Source organism: Nocardia sp. No.11, assembly GCF_038752175.1.
In the GTDB taxonomy this organism is placed as follows: domain Bacteria; phylum Actinomycetota; class Actinomycetes; order Mycobacteriales; family Mycobacteriaceae; genus Nocardia; species Nocardia canadensis.
Genome location: NZ_JBCGFB010000041.1, coordinates 1862 through 18748 on the forward strand (window position 1 = coordinate 1862; position 16887 = coordinate 18748).

Consider the following 16887-nt stretch of genomic DNA (forward strand, 5'->3'; position numbering starts at 1 on the left):
ACGGCCGACTTCGTCGGCCTGCCCTCCCCAGGGGTCGGGCGTGCGGGGACGGAGTTGGGCGGAGTCGATCTATTCGACGGTGACCGACTTGGCCAGGTTGCGCGGCTTGTCCACGTCGTAGCCACGCGCCTGCGCCACCTCGGCGGCGAAGATCTGCAGCGGCACCGTCGACAGCAGCGGCTGGTACAGCGTCGGCGCGGCCGGGATCTCGATCAGGTCGTCGGCGAACGGCCGCACCGTGTCGTCGCCCTCCTCGGCGATCACGATGGTCCGGGCGCCGCGCGCCTGGATCTCACGGATATTGCTCAGCAGCTTCGAGTGCAGCACCGGGCGCCCCTTGGGCGAGGGCATCACCACGATGACCGGCAGACCGTCCTCGATCAGCGCGATCGGTCCGTGCTTGAGCTCACCGGCGGCGAAGCCCTCGGCGTGCATGTACGCGAGTTCCTTGAGCTTGAGCGCGCCCTCCAGCGCCACCGGGTACCCGACGTGGCGGCCGAGGAACAGCACCGTCGGCACGTGCGCCAGTTCGCGCGCGATGGCCCGCACCTGCGCACCGGTCTCGAGCACCCGCGCGATCAGCTTCGGCATGGCCTCGAGCTCGGCGAACTCGCGAGCGACCTCGTCGGGGTACTTCACGCCACGGGCCTGCGCCAGGGCCAGGCCGACCAGGTAGTTGGCCGCCACCTGCGCCAGGAACGCCTTGGTCGAGGCGACACCGATCTCCGGCCCGGTCCTGGTGTAGATCACCGCGTCCGACTCGCGCGGGATCTGCGCGCCGTTGGTGTTGCAGATGGCGAGCACGCGCGCCTTCTGCTCCTTGGCGTGGCGCACCGCCTCGAGCGTGTCGGCCGTCTCGCCGGACTGCGAGATCGCCACCACCAGCGTCGACCGGTCCAGGACCGGGTCGCGATAGCGGAACTCACTGGCCAGCTCGACCTCCACCGGCACCCGGGTCCAGTGCTCGATCGCGTACTTGGCCAGCAGGCCCGCGTGGTAGGAGCTGCCACACGCGACGACGAACACCTTGTCGAACTCACGCAGTTCCTGATCGGCGAGGCGCTGCTCGTCCAGGACGATCCGGCCGCCGTTCTCGTCGACGACGAAATGCCCGATCAGGGTGTCGGCGACCGCGGTCGGCTGCTCCTCGATCTCCTTGAGCATGAAGTAGTCGTGGCCGCCCTTCTCGGCGGCGGCCAGATCCCAGTCGATGGTGAACGGCCTGGTCGTCACGCCCTCGGTGTTGCCGGCGAAGTCGGTGACGGTGTAGCTGTCGGCGGTGATCACCACGGCCTGGTTCTGCCCGAGCTCGACCGCCTCGCGGGTGTGCTCGATGAACGCGGTGACATCGGAGGCGATGAACATCTCGCCCTGCCCGACCCCGACGACCAGCGGCGTCGACTGCCGGGCGGCAACAATCGTGCCCGGGTGATCGGCATGGGTGAAGACCAGCGTGAACGCGCCCTCGAGGCGCTGCAGGACGGCCAGCGCGCTCGCGGTGAAATCGCCCGCGGTGGGGCCCTCGGCGTAGGCGCGCGCCACCAGGTGCACCGCGACCTCGGTGTCGGTGTCGCTGAGCAGCTCGATGCCCGCGTTCTCCAACTCGCGGCGCAGCGGTGCGAAGTTCTCGATGATGCCGTTGTGGACCACGGCGAGCTTGCCGGAGGCGTCCCGGTGCGGATGCGCGTTGCGGTCGGTCGGCGCGCCGTGCGTCGCCCACCGGGTGTGGCCCATGCCGCTGGTGCCCGCGAACCGCTCGGCCCCGGCTTCGGCCAGCTCGGCCTCCAGATTGGCCAGCTTGCCCGCCTTGCGTTCGACCGCGATCGACCCGTTTCCGTCGAGGATCGCGACGCCCGCGGAGTCGTATCCGCGATACTCCATGCGTCGCAACGCGTCGACGACAACGCCGAGCGCGTCCCGGTACCCGACGTAGCCCACGATTCCGCACATGGTCCCCCACCCTACTGATCGGATACCCTTCTCGCCGTGTCGGTGTCTGTGAAGTCGCTCCTGAGCACCCTGTCCGCGCGTGGCCCCCACCGGGTGTTGCGCGGAAATCTGGGCATCGCGGGCCAGCCGGGTGTGGTGTACACCCCCGAATCCGGGCTGAGCCTGCCCGCCGTCGCGTTCGCGCACGGCTGGCTGACCAGCGCCGAGAACTACAAGAGCCTGCTCGAGCACGTCGCCTCGTGGGGCTTCGTCGTCGCCGCGCCCGACACCGAACGCGGCCCGATCCCGTCACACCTGGACCTCGGCACCGACCTGCTCACCACGCTCGACATCGTCAGCAGGGTGCGCCTCGGTGACGGCACCATCAGCGTCCACCCCGACCGCCTCGCCTTGGCGGGCCACGGCATGGGCGCTGGCGCGGCCGTCATCGCGGCCGCCCAGCGCCGCGTCGCCGCCGTCGCCGCCCTGTTCCCCGCCCCCACCACCCCGGCCGCGGAGAACATCGCCCCCGATATCGACACGCCCGGCCTGATCCTGGCCGGCGCCACCGACCTCGACTCGGTCAACTCCAACGCCCGCGCTCTCGCCACCGCCTGGGCCGGCCCCTCCCTCCTGCGCACCATCGACGGCGCCTCCCACAACGGCATCATCGAGGGCCGCCGCCTCTTCGCCGCCCTCGGCGCGGGCCGCTACGAACACAAGACCGAGAAGACCACCCGAGCCCTCCTCACCGGCTACCTCCTGTCCACCCTCCTCGGCGACAAGACCTACGCCCCCTTCGCCGACCCCGAAGCCGCCCTCCCCCACACCAAGGTCGTCGACCCGACCGCGGTGGTCGAGGAGGAAGCCCCCAAACTCTCCCTCGGCACAGTCGCCAAGCTGATCCGGAAGTAGTCCAGCTCAGCGGGAATCCGACCGGACGACCTTCGAGTCGTGCGACATCACGCGGGCTGCGGCTGCTCCTGATTGAGACCGGAACCACCGGTCAGGATCGCGCCGACCTTGCCGATCGGCTCCATCAGAGTCTTGATGTCGGTGAAGATCTTCTTCAGATCGTTCAGCATGTCTGCGTAGGAAAGACTGTCCCGGGCTATTCGGCGCAGTGCGGCGGGAATCACGTGCGCGGCCGCCGCACCGCTCGTCGCTATGAGTTCGATCGTCCAGCCGATCGCCGCGCCGACCAAATTGGCGAGCAGGTCGCGCACCAGAGTGCGAACAGCGTCGACCGCCTTCGACACCGACTCCATCGACTTGCCCATCGTGGCCGCGATGCCACTAGCGGCATCGATTTGATCGATGAGGCTGGAGGCACTGACCCGATACTGCTGACCGGAAGCACCCTGCCAATCGTCGATATCCTGCTCTACGCTGGACTTCCAGTCGGCGGCAACGGCCGTCAATTCGGTGGAGATCTTCGTCCAAGACTTTCCATATGCCTCGACGATGTCCGGGTTGCCGGCCAACTCGTCCAAGCCCTTCCGCATGAACTCCACGTGGTCGAGTATCCATTTCGCGACCTGACTACCGATGAAGGCAAACGGATCCAACACCTTGTAGGCGACTTCCATGACACTGCCCGCCAATCCGAGCATGCCGAGCATGGCGGCGTCGACTTGCCCCGACGCGAAGTTGCCGTACACATCCCACGCGTCGCCGGCGATCGTGCCCTTCAGAATCCCAGGGGTGCCTGTCTTCTGGTCACCGTTGAGACCGACGTTGAAAGAAGTGACACATCCTCCTGGTAATACGCCTGGTTGGAGTCCACACCACTCGCGAGCAGCCCGTTCTCAGGCGCCTTCGGGTCATCGAAACCGACCACTGCTACCGACCCCCGTTCGATGCAGCGATCCCAGCTTTCAGTCCATCCAAGCTCGCACGGAACTTTCCGTCCACGTCTTCGACCGCCGACGCCACGGTCTCGAGCTTGCCGGGCAGTACCGACACCGATTCGGCCAACTTCCGAATCGCGGCGATCGCCGTCTCGTGATCGTCGTCGTATATCCATTCGACGAACGGTCGAGGTATCTCACCGAACCCGTCATCCGCTGAGCCGAGATAGGTGGCGGCTTCCAAAGCCGCGGTCATCTTCGACATCAGGTTCGTCATCTTGGTCGCATGCGCGCGGACTTCATCCGGATCAATCGAAAAATCAGCAGGACTCCCCATGATCAGACCAGCCACGACTTCCGGCTGTAGTACTGCTCGTCCTCGTCGGGCTCATCCGGCGCGACGACCGTTTCGCGGTTCGGCTTTCGGCTCCACGGCTGCGCGGGACTCGGCGGCGGCGGATAGGCGATCTCCCCGGCTGGTGGCCGCGAGGCATGTTCCGGTGCAAAGGAATTCGGTGCCACGAGGTCCTGTTCCGCCGTACCGATCGGCTCCGGATCAGGGAACCGCTGCTCGTATCGACTGATCATGTCGACAGCAGGCGCATCGTTCCCGACCACGTCGCTCACGAGATTCGTGACCTGCCGGCGAAGTTTCGCCTGCGCACTCCGCATACATTCCATGATGGCGGCCGACACCACCACGGGATCCCTTCCCCGAGTGGATTCGGCCAGGGTGATCGCGCTGGGCACCCCGTTGCTGTCCACGGTCACTTCGACGCTGCCGTCCGTCGATCTCGCGGTAACGGCCAGCGCGACCATCGAGCGTTGCAACTCGTCATACCTCTTCGCCGTATTCTCGAGCTGTTCGGCGAACCGGCGTGCGTGATCGATCGACTCGTCCAGCCTGTTCTCCACGAGAATTTTCCTCCCCATACCCTGAATCCCGCCACCCGGTGAGCGCGACCCTACCCGTGTGAGAATGGCGCGATGAACACGGGTGAGACCGAGCACCGCACCGCCGATACCACGCAGCGGCAGGTCGCGAAATATCATGGTGCGCCGGGAGATCCGAGGTACCCCTCGCCTCGTTCGATGCGCGCTTCCCTGGCGAGCACGGTGGACGGATGCTTGTGGCTGGCAACGTTCTTCGGCTCGTGCCTGTCCCTGATCGCACTTCCCGAGAGCCCGGAGGGCCTCTTGCTGGCGGTCGTGGTCCTGCCTGTCGCGACAGTCATCATCGTCAACTCGGTACTGCTACCGCGATGGGCACGCGCGAGTGTCGGTGACCTGATCTTCGGGCTGGTCAAGATTCGCCCGAGCGACGGAGGCCGACCGACGATCCCAGATCTCGCGCGCCACATCTGGAACCCCCGGTCTGGTCGCGACGACTCCGCCACCCCACGAGTCGTGCAGGTACGTCGCCGCGACACTCGTTGACGGAACAGGGAACCGACAGGGCCGGTGCCGCGTCCAATCCCCATAGGAACGGATCCGTCGCGATGATCTACCGGAACTGCGGTTCGGCGTCGAATGAGCAGCCTCGTGCCGCCTGGACGGTCCGGTAAGGTCGTTGCTCATCGGGCGGGGAGTCCCGGGGTGCCGGAATCGGTAGGAGAAACCTGTGCAGGCGAGTCGGAGAACGACGCTGGTCGCAGGCTTGGCTGTCGCGGGGATGCTGGCGGTGAGCGGGCGTGGATCCGACAGCCCGGATGACCAGGCGACCGCGGCTCCGACATCGACTGGGAGCGAGGACAACAACTGGAATACTCCGGGTAGCTCTCGCAAGTGGCTGGGCTGCAGGTGGACACAAAGTGACGGATTCGCGGCGAGTATCACGGCGACCACCATCACCGGGCAGAGCATCCGTGAGAGTCCACGTACTCAGTGGACTCCAGGCGAGCAGTCCACGATCGCGGGCCGCGCGGCGATCACCTTCCCCCGCGAAGGTTCCGCCTGGGCACAACGGCGCACCGGCCCGATCACCGATCGCCCCGAACCCCGGTCCAGCGCACGCTGGTTCGATTTCACCGACGACGGTCGCTATCTCATGCAGCGCAACCGCGAGCACGTACGGCTGAGTCGGGCCGGCGCCGCCGACCTGACCACGCTCTTCACGAACTGGATCGATCGAGCCCTCACCCGGCTGCACGAACAAGAGGAACATGCCATGTCGACACCATGGGGCGGTGGTCCGCGATGAACTGGCTCGCCAGAATCGACAGCATCACCAACGACCACATCGCCGCCACCCATCAGGTCGAAAGCCGGGTCGAACAGGTCGAGCGCGAAGCCGACGAGGCGACCCAGCAGATCGGCGAGCGAGTCGCCGCGATGGGGTTCGGCGCCGAGACGCCGGAGGAACGCGCGGCGCGAGAAGCCCGCGAGGAACGCGACCGACTGATGTACGAGTACCGAATGCGAGCACAGCAAGCGGCATCACCGGCCCACAGCCGGGAAGTCTATGTGCAGCCGTCGGATTGGACCGACGTCGACGACGCACGAGCCAATGGGTTCGGCCGTGACTCGTGGCTGGTGTAGCGGTATGGAGGGGATTTCCGGTGAGTGACTGGTTGAACATGAACGCGGACACTGTCCGCGCACAGAGCGCCAAGCTGCGTGGCGCCGCGCAAGAACTGTCGGCGGTCGCCGGGTCCTGGGGAAACATGTTCGACAAGAACGACCTGGGCGCCGAGTACGCCGCCGAAGCGGCGGCTATCGTCACTGGCTTCGAGCACACCACCACCGCGGTGAAGAACTGGTCGAGCGCCTGCACCGCATTCGGCGACGCGCTGACCAATAGCGCCGACAGCGTGCAGTACACCGACGCGCAGTTCTCCGCCGCGATCAATACGGTCTCGGTCGACACCAAGGGCGATCTGACCATCGGGGGGAAGTAGGCCATGTCGGACGATTCCAAGCTCAGCTTGGGTGCGGGCAATGCGGGCGCGTGGGTCACCGTCAACGGGGCCGGAACCGACAGGTCCGCCGTGTGGGCGGGCTACGGCGATCATGCCGCAGGCGACGTCAAAGTCGACGAGACGATCTCGGCCGACTCCGGCACGTACAACACGGCATTCGACGCAAGCCAGATCCTGTCGTACGGGTCGACACCTTGGGCCTCGAACGGAAGCATGGGCGGTGACGTCTACAAACCGTTCCTGAAGTGGTTCTATCTGGTACAGGAACGGTACGAGCTCTCCGGGGCCCCCACGGCCACCGGCATCTCGCTGGACTCCGAAGACGCAATGGCCAAGGCGTACTTCAAGCAAGCGGACATGAAGCTGAACAATCTCGTCGGAGCCGCTCGCCGCATTTCAGCCGCGATGCCCAAGATCGAGACCGCGCAGAGTGATCAGGAGCAGGCCGTGCGGGTCCTCGACGGCGCATGGCAAGGCACGAGTGGTAGCGCGGCGAAGGCCAAGCTGAGCAACCTGAACTCCTGGTCCGACGAAGCAGCCACGGAAATCGGCCAGCTGCCCACTGTTCTCGAAGCCGCCGTCGACGGGATCAAGAGCTGCCTACAGCGAAAGGCCAACGCCTTCGGCAAGCTCTACGAAGTCACCAAAATCAATGGCGTCGACATGACCAATGGAAGTTGGGGCGGCCTAACCTTCAACGACAAAGGCGGCGACGACGCGTCGTCAGGCGACGATGATGTGTCGTTGATCCTCAACTATGCCGAACGACGAGGAATCGGCGATAAGGTCCGGTTTCGTGTCGAGGAACTGATGGACCGTGGCGTGTTCGGTGTCGCCAGAACCACAGATGTTCTCACGGACTACAGAGCCGGGATGGACCCCACCTATTTCGATGATCAAGCCCAGGCACTCTGCGACCAATGGCGCAAACACTTTCGCGAGAGCGCCGAGGGATACTTCAGGGCCTACACAAATCTGTGCACCGAAACAGACACGGCGGTCAAGGCATATCTGAAGGTCGTCACCGACGCACTGAACAATGTCGAGCATCTGTCCACGCCACCAGCTCCGACCACCGAGCAACCGAATCCCCAGTCACCGGGCACATCACCGGCGACCAACCCGGCGGGCACCACAACCGACACCTCGACCGGCGCCACCGGCACGACAACGGACGAGACGAAGACAACCACCGCCGGAATCACGAACCCGACATCGACAGATGACGATGACGACGACAGCTCGACCACGGACCTGAGCAGCCTGCTCTCCACGGTCTCGAGTGGGCTGTCGACATTGAGTTCCGTGGTCAGCGAACTGTCGAGCCTGACCTCGGGATCATCGACCTCTGCCGAGTCCATCGCCGAATCGATCGGCACCGGCCTCAGCTCGCTCGGCACATCGATCACCAGCGGCATCGAGCAGTTGAGCACTCTGTTCAGCAGCACCGGTTCGACCGAATTCAATATTGCGGGAACCACTTTGAGTTTGGCCACCGGCACGGATGGACAGCTTCAACTCACCACAACCGACTCCACCGGCACCTCCCATCAATACGGCCTCACCCTGAACGAGAACGGCATCCCCGTGGTGAGCGACACCGCCTCGACGGGCTCTGTCGGCACCGGCGAGCCCTCGGCATCCTCCGGCCAAGGCCCCGCGGGCCTCGAAGACGCCGGGACATCGTCCGGCGCGACGCCGAATCCGACCGGCTCGCTCAATGCCAAAGGCCAGGAAGCCGAACACAACCCGGGTAGCTACCACGGCGCCCCGGCCTGGACCGCCGAGGACGAGCCCGCCGCCGAACCACCACCTACGGTCCCCGATACCCAGGCCGGCGATTCGGGTGCACAACTGGCGGAGGCCGGCCCACTGTAAGTCACCCGGAGGAACCGATCACCGGACGCATCCGCCGAACCTCGCGACGCCAGAAAGACAGGAACAACTGTGGACACCAGGGGGATTTCGGAGACCTTCGCCGGCTATGGGATTGAACGGATCCTGGGCAGAGGCGGAATGGGTACGGTGTATCTCGCCCGGCATCCGCGACTGCCGCGCCAGGTAGCTCTCAAGATTCTCAACGCAGATCTACTGGGCGACAATGAGATTCGGCAGCGATTCGAACGTGAAGCCGATCTGGTGGCACGACTCGATCACCCGAACATCGTGGCCGTGCAGGATCGCGGCATCGAAGGGCCGAATCTGTGGATCGCCATGCAATACGTTCCCGGATGCGATGGCGGCACCCTCGGCAGCGTCGATCCGGCGCGGGCGATCCGCATCATCATCGAAATCGCCGCGGCGCTGGACTTCGCCCACGGTCGCGGCATCCTGCATCGCGACGTGAAGCCCGCCAACATCCTGCTGTCCAGTCCTGATCCGCACCTACCCGAACGGGTGCTCCTCGCGGACTTCGGCATCGCGCGGCTCCGCGACGATGTCAGCGGCGTTACCCAGACCGGCACATTCACCGCCACGCTGGCCTACGCGTCTCCTGAACAGCTTTCCGGCCGAATACTGGATCACCGCAGCGACCAGTATTCTCTGGCCTGCACACTATTCACCTTCCTCACCGGCACACCCCCTTTCACCGCCACGAACCCGGCCGCGGTGATCGGCGCCCACCTGGCCGCGCCGGCACCTCGGGTGTCCGAACGACGACCGGGATCGGCGCCCGAGCTCGACTTGGTTATCCAACGCGCATTGGCGAAGGATCCGAATCACCGGTTCGCTTCCTGCACGGAGTTCGCCCTGGCAGCCGCTCGTGCGGTGGGCAATCACGCCGCCGCACCGGCGGGCTTCGCCGCCCCCGCTGGGAGACCACCGCTACCAGCGAATGCCCGGCCCATCGCCGCACCGCCGCACAACTTTCCTCCGCCCGCGATACCCGCGCGCGTGCCACCGCGGCACCCGGGCCCGATGGGCCGAAGTCCCCTGTTGCTGACGCTGTGGTGCGCGTTCTTCGCTCTCGCGCTCAGCACCCGCGGACTGGCCTACTGGTTGAGGTGGTACCCGGAGGTCATGGTGGGGCCCGCCCTTGCGCTGGCCGTGCTGGTCCCGTTGGTGTCGGCGGCCAGATGGGGCCATCTCCTCGGATCTCGAACAGCACTCGCCGTCGGCCTCACGATCTGCGCGATCGGCAGCCCGCTGGCCCTGGCACTGGGACAAGGTTCCTTCCCGAGGGCCGCGGTGAGCGCCGCCGTAGTGATATCAGCCGCCGCGACAATGGGCAGCGCCCTGGCGGTCATCTTCAGCACGCGGGCACCGAAGCCCCTCGATGCGGGCGTGGCCGCGGTTCTCGCCGCCGTCCCCGTCACGCTGGTCGGCGCCATCGAGCTGATCTATCTCACGATGGATCAGGGGTGGTGGAGCCTCTGGCCGAACCTCTACCTCCTGCAACTCACGATCCCACCACTCGCGCTGCTGGCGCTGATCCTGCTGATCGCGCAACCCCCCGCACTCCGCACCGGCCCGCAGCAAGCACCGGTCACCTGGACACTGGCCGGCGGATCCGCGGCACTCACCGCCGCCGTTCCGATCATGTACACGCAGAACGAGCCGTCGCTGCTGATGTGGAGTGCCCTCTCGGTGGCCGTCGTCTTCGTGGCTCTCGCGATTCGCCTGACGACCCGGCGCAACGCAGACTGAACCGCGCACTGCGCAATCCGGTCCGGTTGGCCGGAAACGATCTCCACGCGATCGACTCGGTCGCGTCTTCAGCTGAGACGGACCGCTCGAACCTCGGGTCCTGGAATGCGTTCGAAGTGGCGGACGTTCGCCGTAGCGACTTGCCAGCCGATGCTCATCGCGGTAGCGGCGACCAGGACGTCATGGGCACCGATCTCCTGGCCCCGCCGCGCTAGATCGGCCCACACACCCGCACGAATTCGGGCCGCGAGCATGTCGAACGGCTGTGGCGGAAACGCGGCGGTCGCCATTTCCACGAACGCCTCACGTCGGGACCGCAGTTCCGTGCTACGCACGGCCTCGAGGTCGTCGCCGAACTCGGGGTCGGGTGTCGCCGCCGATGTCAGCAGGCGGATGGCTTCATTCATCGCGCGACCGCGCCGACGGTCGGTCTCGGGGTACTCGTCCGGATGGACGATGACGCAGGCAAAGCTACCGAAAACCGTACAGATCCGTACATTCTTCCTGCCGATATCGGGTTCAGTGCGGCCTGACCCGGATTCCTCCCAGTCTTCGGCGCACCCCGAATGCGCCTAGGTTGTCCGATCAGACCTCGTCAGTCCAGCCAAGTAGAGCGACGGTAGTACTCGGATTCGGAATCGTAGTCGCCGTCGGACGGCGCCACCGTCGACCGAGCTTCCCGCGCTGCCCGAGCCCGCGCGACCGCTGCCCGGATCTCGGCCTGCCGCTGCTGCTCGGGAGTCATCGACGGGTCGGGGACGAAGGTCGCGAGCACCGGGGGTGCGGCAGCGCGGGCAGGCTCGTACACCGGTTCGGGCTGGACCGGTTGCGGTTCAGCGGATTCCGCAGCCTCCGCTTCCGGCTCCGCATCGGCCAGCTCGCGTAGCCGCTGGGCGGCGTCGACCGCGAACTGTTCTGCACGGAGCGAGGTCTGACGGTTGATCTCGTCGATCTCGTCCATCAAGATCGCCGAACGCCGACGCGCGTCCGCCGCGATCTGCTCGATCTCTGCCGCGTAGTCCACGGTCGATCATTCTCCCGGAATCGATGGCGAACCGGCAGCGCTCACCGCGGTCACAGCGGCCCTGCCTCGGCGAGAACCGCGCCGCTGTCGCCCGGGTCGCTCACCGGGTGATCCTCGACGCTCGGCACATGCTCACCGTCGGTCTCCTGCTTGGTCGACCGGGGACCGACGGGCACACCACCAGCGACGGAACCCGAAGACTGTTCGCCCGAACCGATCTCGCTGGTGACCGGGGCGTTCGTCAGATCGGGAGTCTCGGATGTGGTCGCATCCGCGCCACCACGGCCTCCGGTACCCGCCTCGGCGAGCCCGGCTTCACCCTGGCCGCTACCGGATTGCGGTGTGCCCGAGCCCAGTACGCCCGTGGTGTCGTCCGCCTGCCCGGTCGTTGCGCCATCGACGGACGTGGAATCCTGCGTCAGCACCGGAATCCCGTTCTCGTCCAACGTCAACGTGTACTGCGTCGAGCCACCGTTGGCATCGGTCGTCGTCAACGACAGCCCGTTCTCGCTGGCCTCGATGCTCACCTCGGTATCGCCGAGTTGGAACGAAGCCTCCGTCTCGCCGGACAGCAAGCTGCTCGCCTGCTCGGTCAACTGCTCGATGCCGTCGCTGATCGAGGTACCAACCGATTCGACCGCCGAGGTGAGCGTGTCACCGAGATCGCCGGTCAGCGCTTCCGAGAGGGTGGTGCCGAGTTCGCTGATCGTCGAGGTGAGGGTACTCAGCGCGTCACTGGTATCCGAATCGTCGTCGGTGGTGGTGCTGGAATCGTCGGTAGTCTTCGCTCCGGTCGTTGTCTTCGTCGTCGAGCCGGTGGTCGTCGACGTGTCACCGTTCGAGGTCTGGGTACCCGCCGCCGTAGTTTGATTCCCGGCCGAGGTCGACTGGTTGCCATTCGTCGTCGTTTGGGTGCCTGCGGCCGTGGTTTGATCGCCGTTGGCCTTCACCTGTGTGCCGGCCGGAGGGGTCTTCTGCTCCTCTGTCGTGGTGGCAGCGACGGACTTCGCGCCGTCGTACGACTTTTCCTCGACTGCGTTGAGCGCGGTGACGATAAGGTCGTATTTGCCCTCGATCGCCGTGCGCGCAATCGAGCAGGCCGAGTTGAATGCGGTCACGCTTTGCTCGTATTTGAACACGAACGTCTGATTCAGCCATCGCTCGCACTCGGTCTTGATCTGCTCGGGGTACTTCTTCGGGAAGATCGCGCCAGGAATCATCTTCTCCCAGACTTCCTTCTCGATCTCCCCCGTTTCCTTGCCGGTGATCACCTGGTCGATATCGGTCGGCGTCAGATTCGCGACCGTGACCTTGCCGTCCACCAACAGTTCGTCGATAGCCTTGACCTTGTCCTTCACAGTCTGCAGGATCGTCGTGCTCGCCGTGTTCAAGGCATCGAGGACCTTCTGCACGGCCGTACAGTCCGTCTCCGAATGACTCGCCAGACTCGCAACGACTTGGATACCGCGGGTCCCCGCCTCCCCCTGCCACGACACGGGCAGCACCTGGCTGACCTGGCGTTGTTTGTCGGACTGAGACTTCGCGGTGGTCAGCGCCATCTGGAGGCCAGCCGCTGTTGCCGCCAATGTCTGAAGGTTGAGGCCGCGTTCTGCGTCGTATGCCGCGTAGATCGACGACAGAGTCATCGTCTCCGCCGCGGGAAATGCTCGCAGATACCTCGGTGTCAAATCTGTGAAAAACCCCAGGCCCTTGGCAGCGCCATCATCGAGTACCCCGTCGACGGTGTCAGCCATGATTGATCACCTCCCCTGTGAGCACGCTCATTGCCCGGCGGCCTGAGCGGCGATCTTCTTCTGGTCCTGGGCGTTGGAGTTGTCGACCCCGACCAGTTCGATGGTCGCGGTACCGATCGCTCCCGCGGTGTAGTCGGTGGCGGTGGTCCATCGGTTCAGCCAGCCGCTGATTCGATCGAACCCGGTGGCGATCTTCTGACCGCGGTCGGCATAGGCACGCCCTGCCTCTACACCGGACCCCCACGCATTGATATTCGTCGCGGCTTTGCGCAACTCACCGACAGTGGTCTTCAGATCATCGACCGATTGCCTGACCGCGGCCTGATTCACCACGATCCCGTTCGAGACGGTTGTGCTCATCCCCCACCTCCACAGTGCCGACTGCGCCACGGCGGCGCACTACCTATTTCGACGCGCGAACCGGCCCACCGGTTCCCTCACCGGCGGGCCGAGTTCACTCACTTCCCCAGGTTCCCCTGGTCGGTCCTGCGCCACTCCGATGTCCCGTCGGGATGTCGGTGGTACTCCCACGCCGCGTAATCCCCATCCGCCTCGACCACCGTCACGTGATCGGCGAAACCGTCGTGGTCGTAGTCGGACCAGATGGTGGTGTCGTGGGGGGTGGCGTCGGTCAGGGAGTCGACTACTCCGTCGCCGTCCAGGTCTTGGGACGGGGTGTGGAGCTCGACCGGGCCGAGGCCGCCCAGGGGGGAATGGGCGTCGATGTCGGGTAGGCCGAGGCCGGGGATGTCGCCCGAGGTGACCATGGGACTCCTCCTCAAACGGAAAACTCGCGGATGACGGCGCGGCGGGGTTGCCACCATCCTGTCATCCGCGAGCGGTTGCCGGAGCGGTCGGGCCCTACTTCTTGGGCATGATCAGCCACAGGACCAGGTAGAGGAGGAACTGGGGGCCGGGCAGCAGGCAGGAGACGACGAAGACCAGACGGACGACGTTGGCGTTCCAGCCGAAGTACTCGGCGATGCCACCGCAGACGCCTGCGATCCATGTGTCGCTGGTCGAACGGGTGAAGCGGCGGGCGGGGGCAGTCATTGTGTGTTGCCTTCCTCGGGAAGTGGTGATGACTCCACTGTGCCGAGCCGGGACCCCGGCCCGCATCGGTCGGCAGACCCATCCGCACCCTGATTTCCGGCGGGCCCGATCTCAGGGTCCGACCCCGAGGCGGGCAGACTTAGGCGGTGAGCACGACATTGCAAGCCACCGGTCTGTCCGCCGGCCACGCCGAGCGGACGCTGTTCGCCGACCTCGATTTCACCCTCGCGCCCGGCGATGTGATCGGGCTGGTCGGGGTCAACGGCGCGGGCAAGTCGACGCTGCTGCGGATGCTGGCCGACGGGGTGGCCGGCGAGGGCAGCATCACGCTCAGCCCGCCGGACGCGACGGTCGGGTATCTGACGCAGGAGCCGGAGCGGATCGAGGGCGAGACGGTCCTCGAGTTCCTGGCCCGCCGGACCGGGGTCGCGCACGCGCAGCAGGTGATGGACGCCGCGGCGGAACGGCTCGGTGACGGCGGGGACGACGATTATTCGCCCGCTCTCGAGCACTGGCTGGCACTCGGCGGCGCGGATCTGGACCAGCGCGCCGAGGAGGTGGCCGCCGATCTCGGGCTCACCCACGGACTGGTCAGCGGCCTGGATACCCCGATGACGGGACTGTCCGGCGGTCAGGCCGCCCGCGCGGGGCTGGCTTCGGTGTTGTTGTCGCGCTTCGACATTCTGCTGCTCGACGAGCCGACCAACGATCTGGACCTCGACGGCCTGGACCGGCTGGAGCGCTTCGTCACAGGTGTCCGGGTGCCCCTGATGGTGATCAGCCATGATCGGGAGTTCTTGGCGCGCACCGTGAATCGGGTGCTGGAGCTGGATCTGGCCCAGCAGCAGGTCGGGCTCTACGACGGCGGGTACGAGGCGTACCTGGCCGAGCGGGAGATCGCCCGCAAACACGCCCGCGAGGCCTACGACGAATTCGCCGACACCAAGGCTGGTTTGGAGGCGCGGGCGCAGATGCAGCGCAACTGGCTCGAGCACGGCGTGCGCAATGCGCGGCGCAAGGGCAAGAACGACTCGGACAAGATGGGCCGCAAGACCCGCGCCGAGTCCACCGAGAAGCAGGCCGCCAAGGCCCGGCAGACCCAGCGCCGGATCGAGCGGCTGGACGTGGTCGAGGAGCCGCGCAAGGAGTGGGAGCTGCGGATGGAGATCGCGACCGCGCCCCGCAGCGGCGCGGTGGTGGCGACCGCGGCGAACGCCGTCGTGCGGCGCGGCGATTTCGTCCTCGGGCCGATCACCACACAGATCGACTGGGCCGACCGGATCGTGCTGACCGGCGCCAACGGTTCGGGCAAGTCCACCCTGCTCGGTTTGCTGCTGGGTAAGATCGCGCCCGATTCCGGTTCGGCCGCACTGGGTTCCGGTGTGCTGATCGGCGAGGTCGATCAGGCTCGCGGGCTGTTCCGCGGACCCGACGCCCTGGCCGACACCTTCAGCGCCGCGATGCCCGAGTGGCCCGATGCCGACGTGCGCACGCTGCTGGCGAAATTCGGCCTGCGCGGTCCACACGTGACCAGGGCCTGCGACACCCTGTCGCCCGGCGAGCGCACCCGCGCCGCGCTGGCGCTGCTGCAGGCGCGCGGCGTGAACCTGCTGGTCCTGGACGAGCCGACCAACCACCTCGACCTGCCCGCCATCGAACAGCTCGAGCAGGCCGTCGAATCCTTCACCGGCACGCTGATTCTGGTGACGCATGATCGCCGGATGCTGGATTCTGTTCGTGCGACCCGCCGTTGGCACATGACGAGCGGGACGCTCACCGAGGGTTAGGACGTTGCATGGACATCGCGCTGGGGATCGACACCCGCGTCACGCTGCTCGTCACCGGGCTGATCTTCCTGAGCGCCCTGCTGCTCGGGGTGTGGAAGTACCACGGCATCCGCACCTCCGCCGCGGGCGCGGCGCACGTCTACGTCGACATCGCGCATCGGGCGGCGCTGCTGTATTCCTTCGCCGGCGTGCTGCTCGCGGTGTTCACCGAGCTCAGCGCGTGGCCGACGGTGGTCAACCTGAGCGCCGACCTGGTGATTCTCGCGTTCTTCGCGGGCGCGATCGCCAGTTACGCGCTGCACGGGTGGCGGCGCGACACGACCAACCAGTTCGCCGGGCGGATCCCCGCCGAACTGCGGCTGTCGATGTACGGGCTGATGGTGGGCGAGATCGTCGGGTTCCTGGTGCTGTTCAGCGGATTCGCCGTCGGCCAGTTCTGATCAGAACGACTGCACCACGGCCGCTTCCGCGGCACCGAACAGGTCGATGTCGGACCCGAGTTTCGCGCCGATCAGTCCGGCGAGACCGGTCACGAACAGGATCGCCACGACGACGATGAACGACCGGGAGCGCGGCACCCGTGGCACGGGGAAGGAATACCCGCGCGACGGTTCGCCGACCGGCTCGTAGTGCTCGACCGGCTGACCGTAGCCCTCGTCGCGGATCGGGACGGTGTGCGAATACCCCTGCGGCACATCCCGGCACCCCGGCCGGCCGCACGCGCCACCGCAGCGGTGGTAGGGATCGGGCTCGCCGTAGTCGACCGGGTAGCGGTCCTCGTCGCGGTAGTTCCGGGCAGACAGCGGCGGCATGAATCGGCCCCCTTCGAATCGTGCTGCGCGCCAAACTATCCGGTGCGCCGAGCAGCACACGCGCCACCGGCACACAGGTCCTACGGCGTATGCCGATAGTAGATGGGCCGGG

At 66.3% G+C, this 16887-nt stretch carries 20 protein-coding genes; 9 read left to right on the forward strand and 11 right to left on the reverse strand.

Features of this window, described 5'->3' with window-relative positions; all coding sequences use genetic code 11:
* Nucleotides 1–69 precede the first annotated feature (69 nt).
* Nucleotides 70–1950, reverse strand: coding sequence for a glutamine--fructose-6-phosphate transaminase (isomerizing) (gene glmS / locus V8688_RS15195; RefSeq protein ID WP_218717746.1), 1881 nt, complete (start codon nt 1948–1950; stop codon nt 70–72).
* A 36-nt stretch (nt 1951–1986) separates the two neighbouring features.
* On the opposite strand from glmS, the gene V8688_RS15200 reads away from it, so the two are divergent.
* Nucleotides 1987–2844, forward strand: coding sequence for a dienelactone hydrolase family protein (locus tag V8688_RS15200; protein WP_342801070.1), 858 nt, complete (start codon nt 1987–1989; stop codon nt 2842–2844).
* Between the two features lie 47 nt (nt 2845–2891).
* On the opposite strand, the gene V8688_RS15205 is transcribed toward V8688_RS15200, so the two are convergent.
* From V8688_RS15205 to V8688_RS15215, 3 genes are all read right to left on the reverse strand, one after another.
* Nucleotides 2892–3590: a hypothetical protein gene (locus tag V8688_RS15205; protein WP_342801071.1), complete on the reverse strand. Its 699-nt coding sequence runs from the start codon at nt 3588–3590 to the stop codon at nt 2892–2894.
* A 181-nt stretch (nt 3591–3771) separates the two neighbouring features.
* Nucleotides 3772–4131: a hypothetical protein gene (locus tag V8688_RS15210; protein ID WP_218717743.1), complete on the reverse strand. Its 360-nt coding sequence runs from the start codon at nt 4129–4131 to the stop codon at nt 3772–3774.
* Nucleotides 4119–4694 (reverse strand): YbaB/EbfC family nucleoid-associated protein, encoded by a 576-nt coding sequence (locus V8688_RS15215; protein ID WP_342801072.1) that lies wholly within the window; start codon nt 4692–4694, stop codon nt 4119–4121. Before V8688_RS15215 ends, V8688_RS15210 begins: the two co-directional genes overlap by 13 nt.
* 72 nt (nt 4695–4766) lie before the next feature.
* On the opposite strand from V8688_RS15215, the gene V8688_RS15220 reads away from it, so the two are divergent.
* The 6 genes from V8688_RS15220 to V8688_RS15245 all read left to right on the forward strand — a co-directional run bounded on the left by V8688_RS15220 (nt 4767) and on the right by V8688_RS15245 (nt 10345).
* Nucleotides 4767–5216, forward strand: coding sequence for a hypothetical protein (locus V8688_RS15220; protein ID WP_218717741.1), 450 nt, complete (start codon nt 4767–4769; stop codon nt 5214–5216).
* 235 nt (nt 5217–5451) lie between these two features.
* Entirely contained in the window at nt 5452–5979 is a 528-nt protein-coding gene (locus V8688_RS15225; RefSeq protein ID WP_342801073.1) for a hypothetical protein, read from the forward strand.
* A complete protein-coding gene (locus tag V8688_RS15230; RefSeq protein WP_218717739.1) occupies nt 5976–6317 on the forward strand; it encodes a hypothetical protein in 342 nt (113 codons plus the stop codon). The genes V8688_RS15225 and V8688_RS15230 overlap by 4 nt, the downstream gene beginning before the upstream one ends.
* Nucleotides 6318–6337: 20 nt before the next feature.
* A complete protein-coding gene (locus V8688_RS15235; RefSeq protein WP_218717738.1) occupies nt 6338–6676 on the forward strand; it encodes a hypothetical protein in 339 nt (112 codons plus the stop codon).
* A gap of 3 nt (nt 6677–6679) precedes the next feature.
* Nucleotides 6680–8575: a hypothetical protein gene (locus V8688_RS15240; protein WP_342801074.1), complete on the forward strand. Its 1896-nt coding sequence runs from the start codon at nt 6680–6682 to the stop codon at nt 8573–8575.
* A gap of 69 nt (nt 8576–8644) precedes the next feature.
* Nucleotides 8645–10345 (forward strand): serine/threonine-protein kinase, encoded by a 1701-nt coding sequence (locus V8688_RS15245; protein ID WP_342801075.1) that lies wholly within the window; start codon nt 8645–8647, stop codon nt 10343–10345.
* A gap of 68 nt (nt 10346–10413) precedes the next feature.
* Here the strand turns inward: V8688_RS15245 and V8688_RS15250 are convergent, their stop codons facing one another.
* From V8688_RS15250 to V8688_RS15275, 6 genes are all read right to left on the reverse strand, one after another.
* On the reverse strand, nt 10414–10752 hold the full coding sequence (locus V8688_RS15250; RefSeq protein WP_342801076.1) for a hypothetical protein: 339 nt from the start codon (nt 10750–10752) through the stop codon (nt 10414–10416).
* A 188-nt stretch (nt 10753–10940) separates the two neighbouring features.
* Complete coding sequence (locus tag V8688_RS15255) at nt 10941–11369, reverse strand: hypothetical protein (protein WP_342801077.1); 429 nt, start codon at nt 11367–11369, stop codon at nt 10941–10943.
* A 50-nt stretch (nt 11370–11419) separates the two neighbouring features.
* On the reverse strand, nt 11420–13123 hold the full coding sequence (locus V8688_RS15260) for a hypothetical protein (RefSeq protein ID WP_218717734.1): 1704 nt from the start codon (nt 13121–13123) through the stop codon (nt 11420–11422).
* A gap of 27 nt (nt 13124–13150) precedes the next feature.
* On the reverse strand, nt 13151–13483 hold the full coding sequence (locus tag V8688_RS15265) for a hypothetical protein (protein ID WP_218717733.1): 333 nt from the start codon (nt 13481–13483) through the stop codon (nt 13151–13153).
* Between the two features lie 98 nt (nt 13484–13581).
* Nucleotides 13582–13890 (reverse strand): DUF6802 family protein, encoded by a 309-nt coding sequence (locus V8688_RS15270; protein ID WP_218717732.1) that lies wholly within the window; start codon nt 13888–13890, stop codon nt 13582–13584.
* Nucleotides 13891–13984: 94 nt separating this feature from the next.
* Complete coding sequence (locus V8688_RS15275) at nt 13985–14176, reverse strand: PspC domain-containing protein (protein WP_218717731.1); 192 nt, start codon at nt 14174–14176, stop codon at nt 13985–13987.
* 146 nt (nt 14177–14322) lie between these two features.
* On the opposite strand from V8688_RS15275, the gene V8688_RS15280 reads away from it, so the two are divergent.
* The gene (locus V8688_RS15280; RefSeq protein WP_342801078.1) at nt 14323–15963 is read left to right on the forward strand and encodes an ABC-F family ATP-binding cassette domain-containing protein; all 1641 of its coding nucleotides are present in this window, start codon (nt 14323–14325) and stop codon (nt 15961–15963) included.
* Nucleotides 15964–15971: 8 nt separating this feature from the next.
* Complete coding sequence (locus tag V8688_RS15285; RefSeq protein ID WP_218717729.1) at nt 15972–16403, forward strand: hypothetical protein; 432 nt, start codon at nt 15972–15974, stop codon at nt 16401–16403.
* Here V8688_RS15285 and V8688_RS15290 read toward each other — a convergent pair whose 3' ends face one another.
* Entirely contained in the window at nt 16404–16775 is a 372-nt protein-coding gene (locus V8688_RS15290) for a hypothetical protein (protein WP_218717728.1), read from the reverse strand.
* Nucleotides 16776–16887 lie beyond the last annotated feature (112 nt).

Coding starts and splice junctions, on each gene's coding strand:
- V8688_RS15275 (WP_218717731.1), bottom strand. CDS start 14,176: ATGACTGCCCCCGCCCGCCGCTTCACCCGTTCGACCAGCGACACATGG.
- glmS (WP_218717746.1), bottom strand. CDS start 1,950: ATGTGCGGAATCGTGGGCTACGTCGGGTACCGGGACGCGCTCGGCGTT.
- V8688_RS15270 (WP_218717732.1), bottom strand. CDS start 13,890: ATGGTCACCTCGGGCGACATCCCCGGCCTCGGCCTACCCGACATCGAC.
- V8688_RS15285 (WP_218717729.1), top strand. CDS start 15,972: ATGGACATCGCGCTGGGGATCGACACCCGCGTCACGCTGCTCGTCACC.
- V8688_RS15225 (WP_342801073.1), top strand. CDS start 5,452: ATGCTGGCGGTGAGCGGGCGTGGATCCGACAGCCCGGATGACCAGGCG.
- V8688_RS15240 (WP_342801074.1), top strand. CDS start 6,680: ATGTCGGACGATTCCAAGCTCAGCTTGGGTGCGGGCAATGCGGGCGCG.
- V8688_RS15260 (WP_218717734.1), bottom strand. CDS start 13,123: ATGGCTGACACCGTCGACGGGGTACTCGATGATGGCGCTGCCAAGGGC.
- V8688_RS15250 (WP_342801076.1), bottom strand. CDS start 10,752: ATGAATGAAGCCATCCGCCTGCTGACATCGGCGGCGACACCCGACCCC.
- V8688_RS15230 (WP_218717739.1), top strand. CDS start 5,976: ATGAACTGGCTCGCCAGAATCGACAGCATCACCAACGACCACATCGCC.
- V8688_RS15290 (WP_218717728.1), bottom strand. CDS start 16,775: ATGCCGCCGCTGTCTGCCCGGAACTACCGCGACGAGGACCGCTACCCG.
- V8688_RS15265 (WP_218717733.1), bottom strand. CDS start 13,483: ATGAGCACAACCGTCTCGAACGGGATCGTGGTGAATCAGGCCGCGGTC.
- V8688_RS15220 (WP_218717741.1), top strand. CDS start 4,767: ATGAACACGGGTGAGACCGAGCACCGCACCGCCGATACCACGCAGCGG.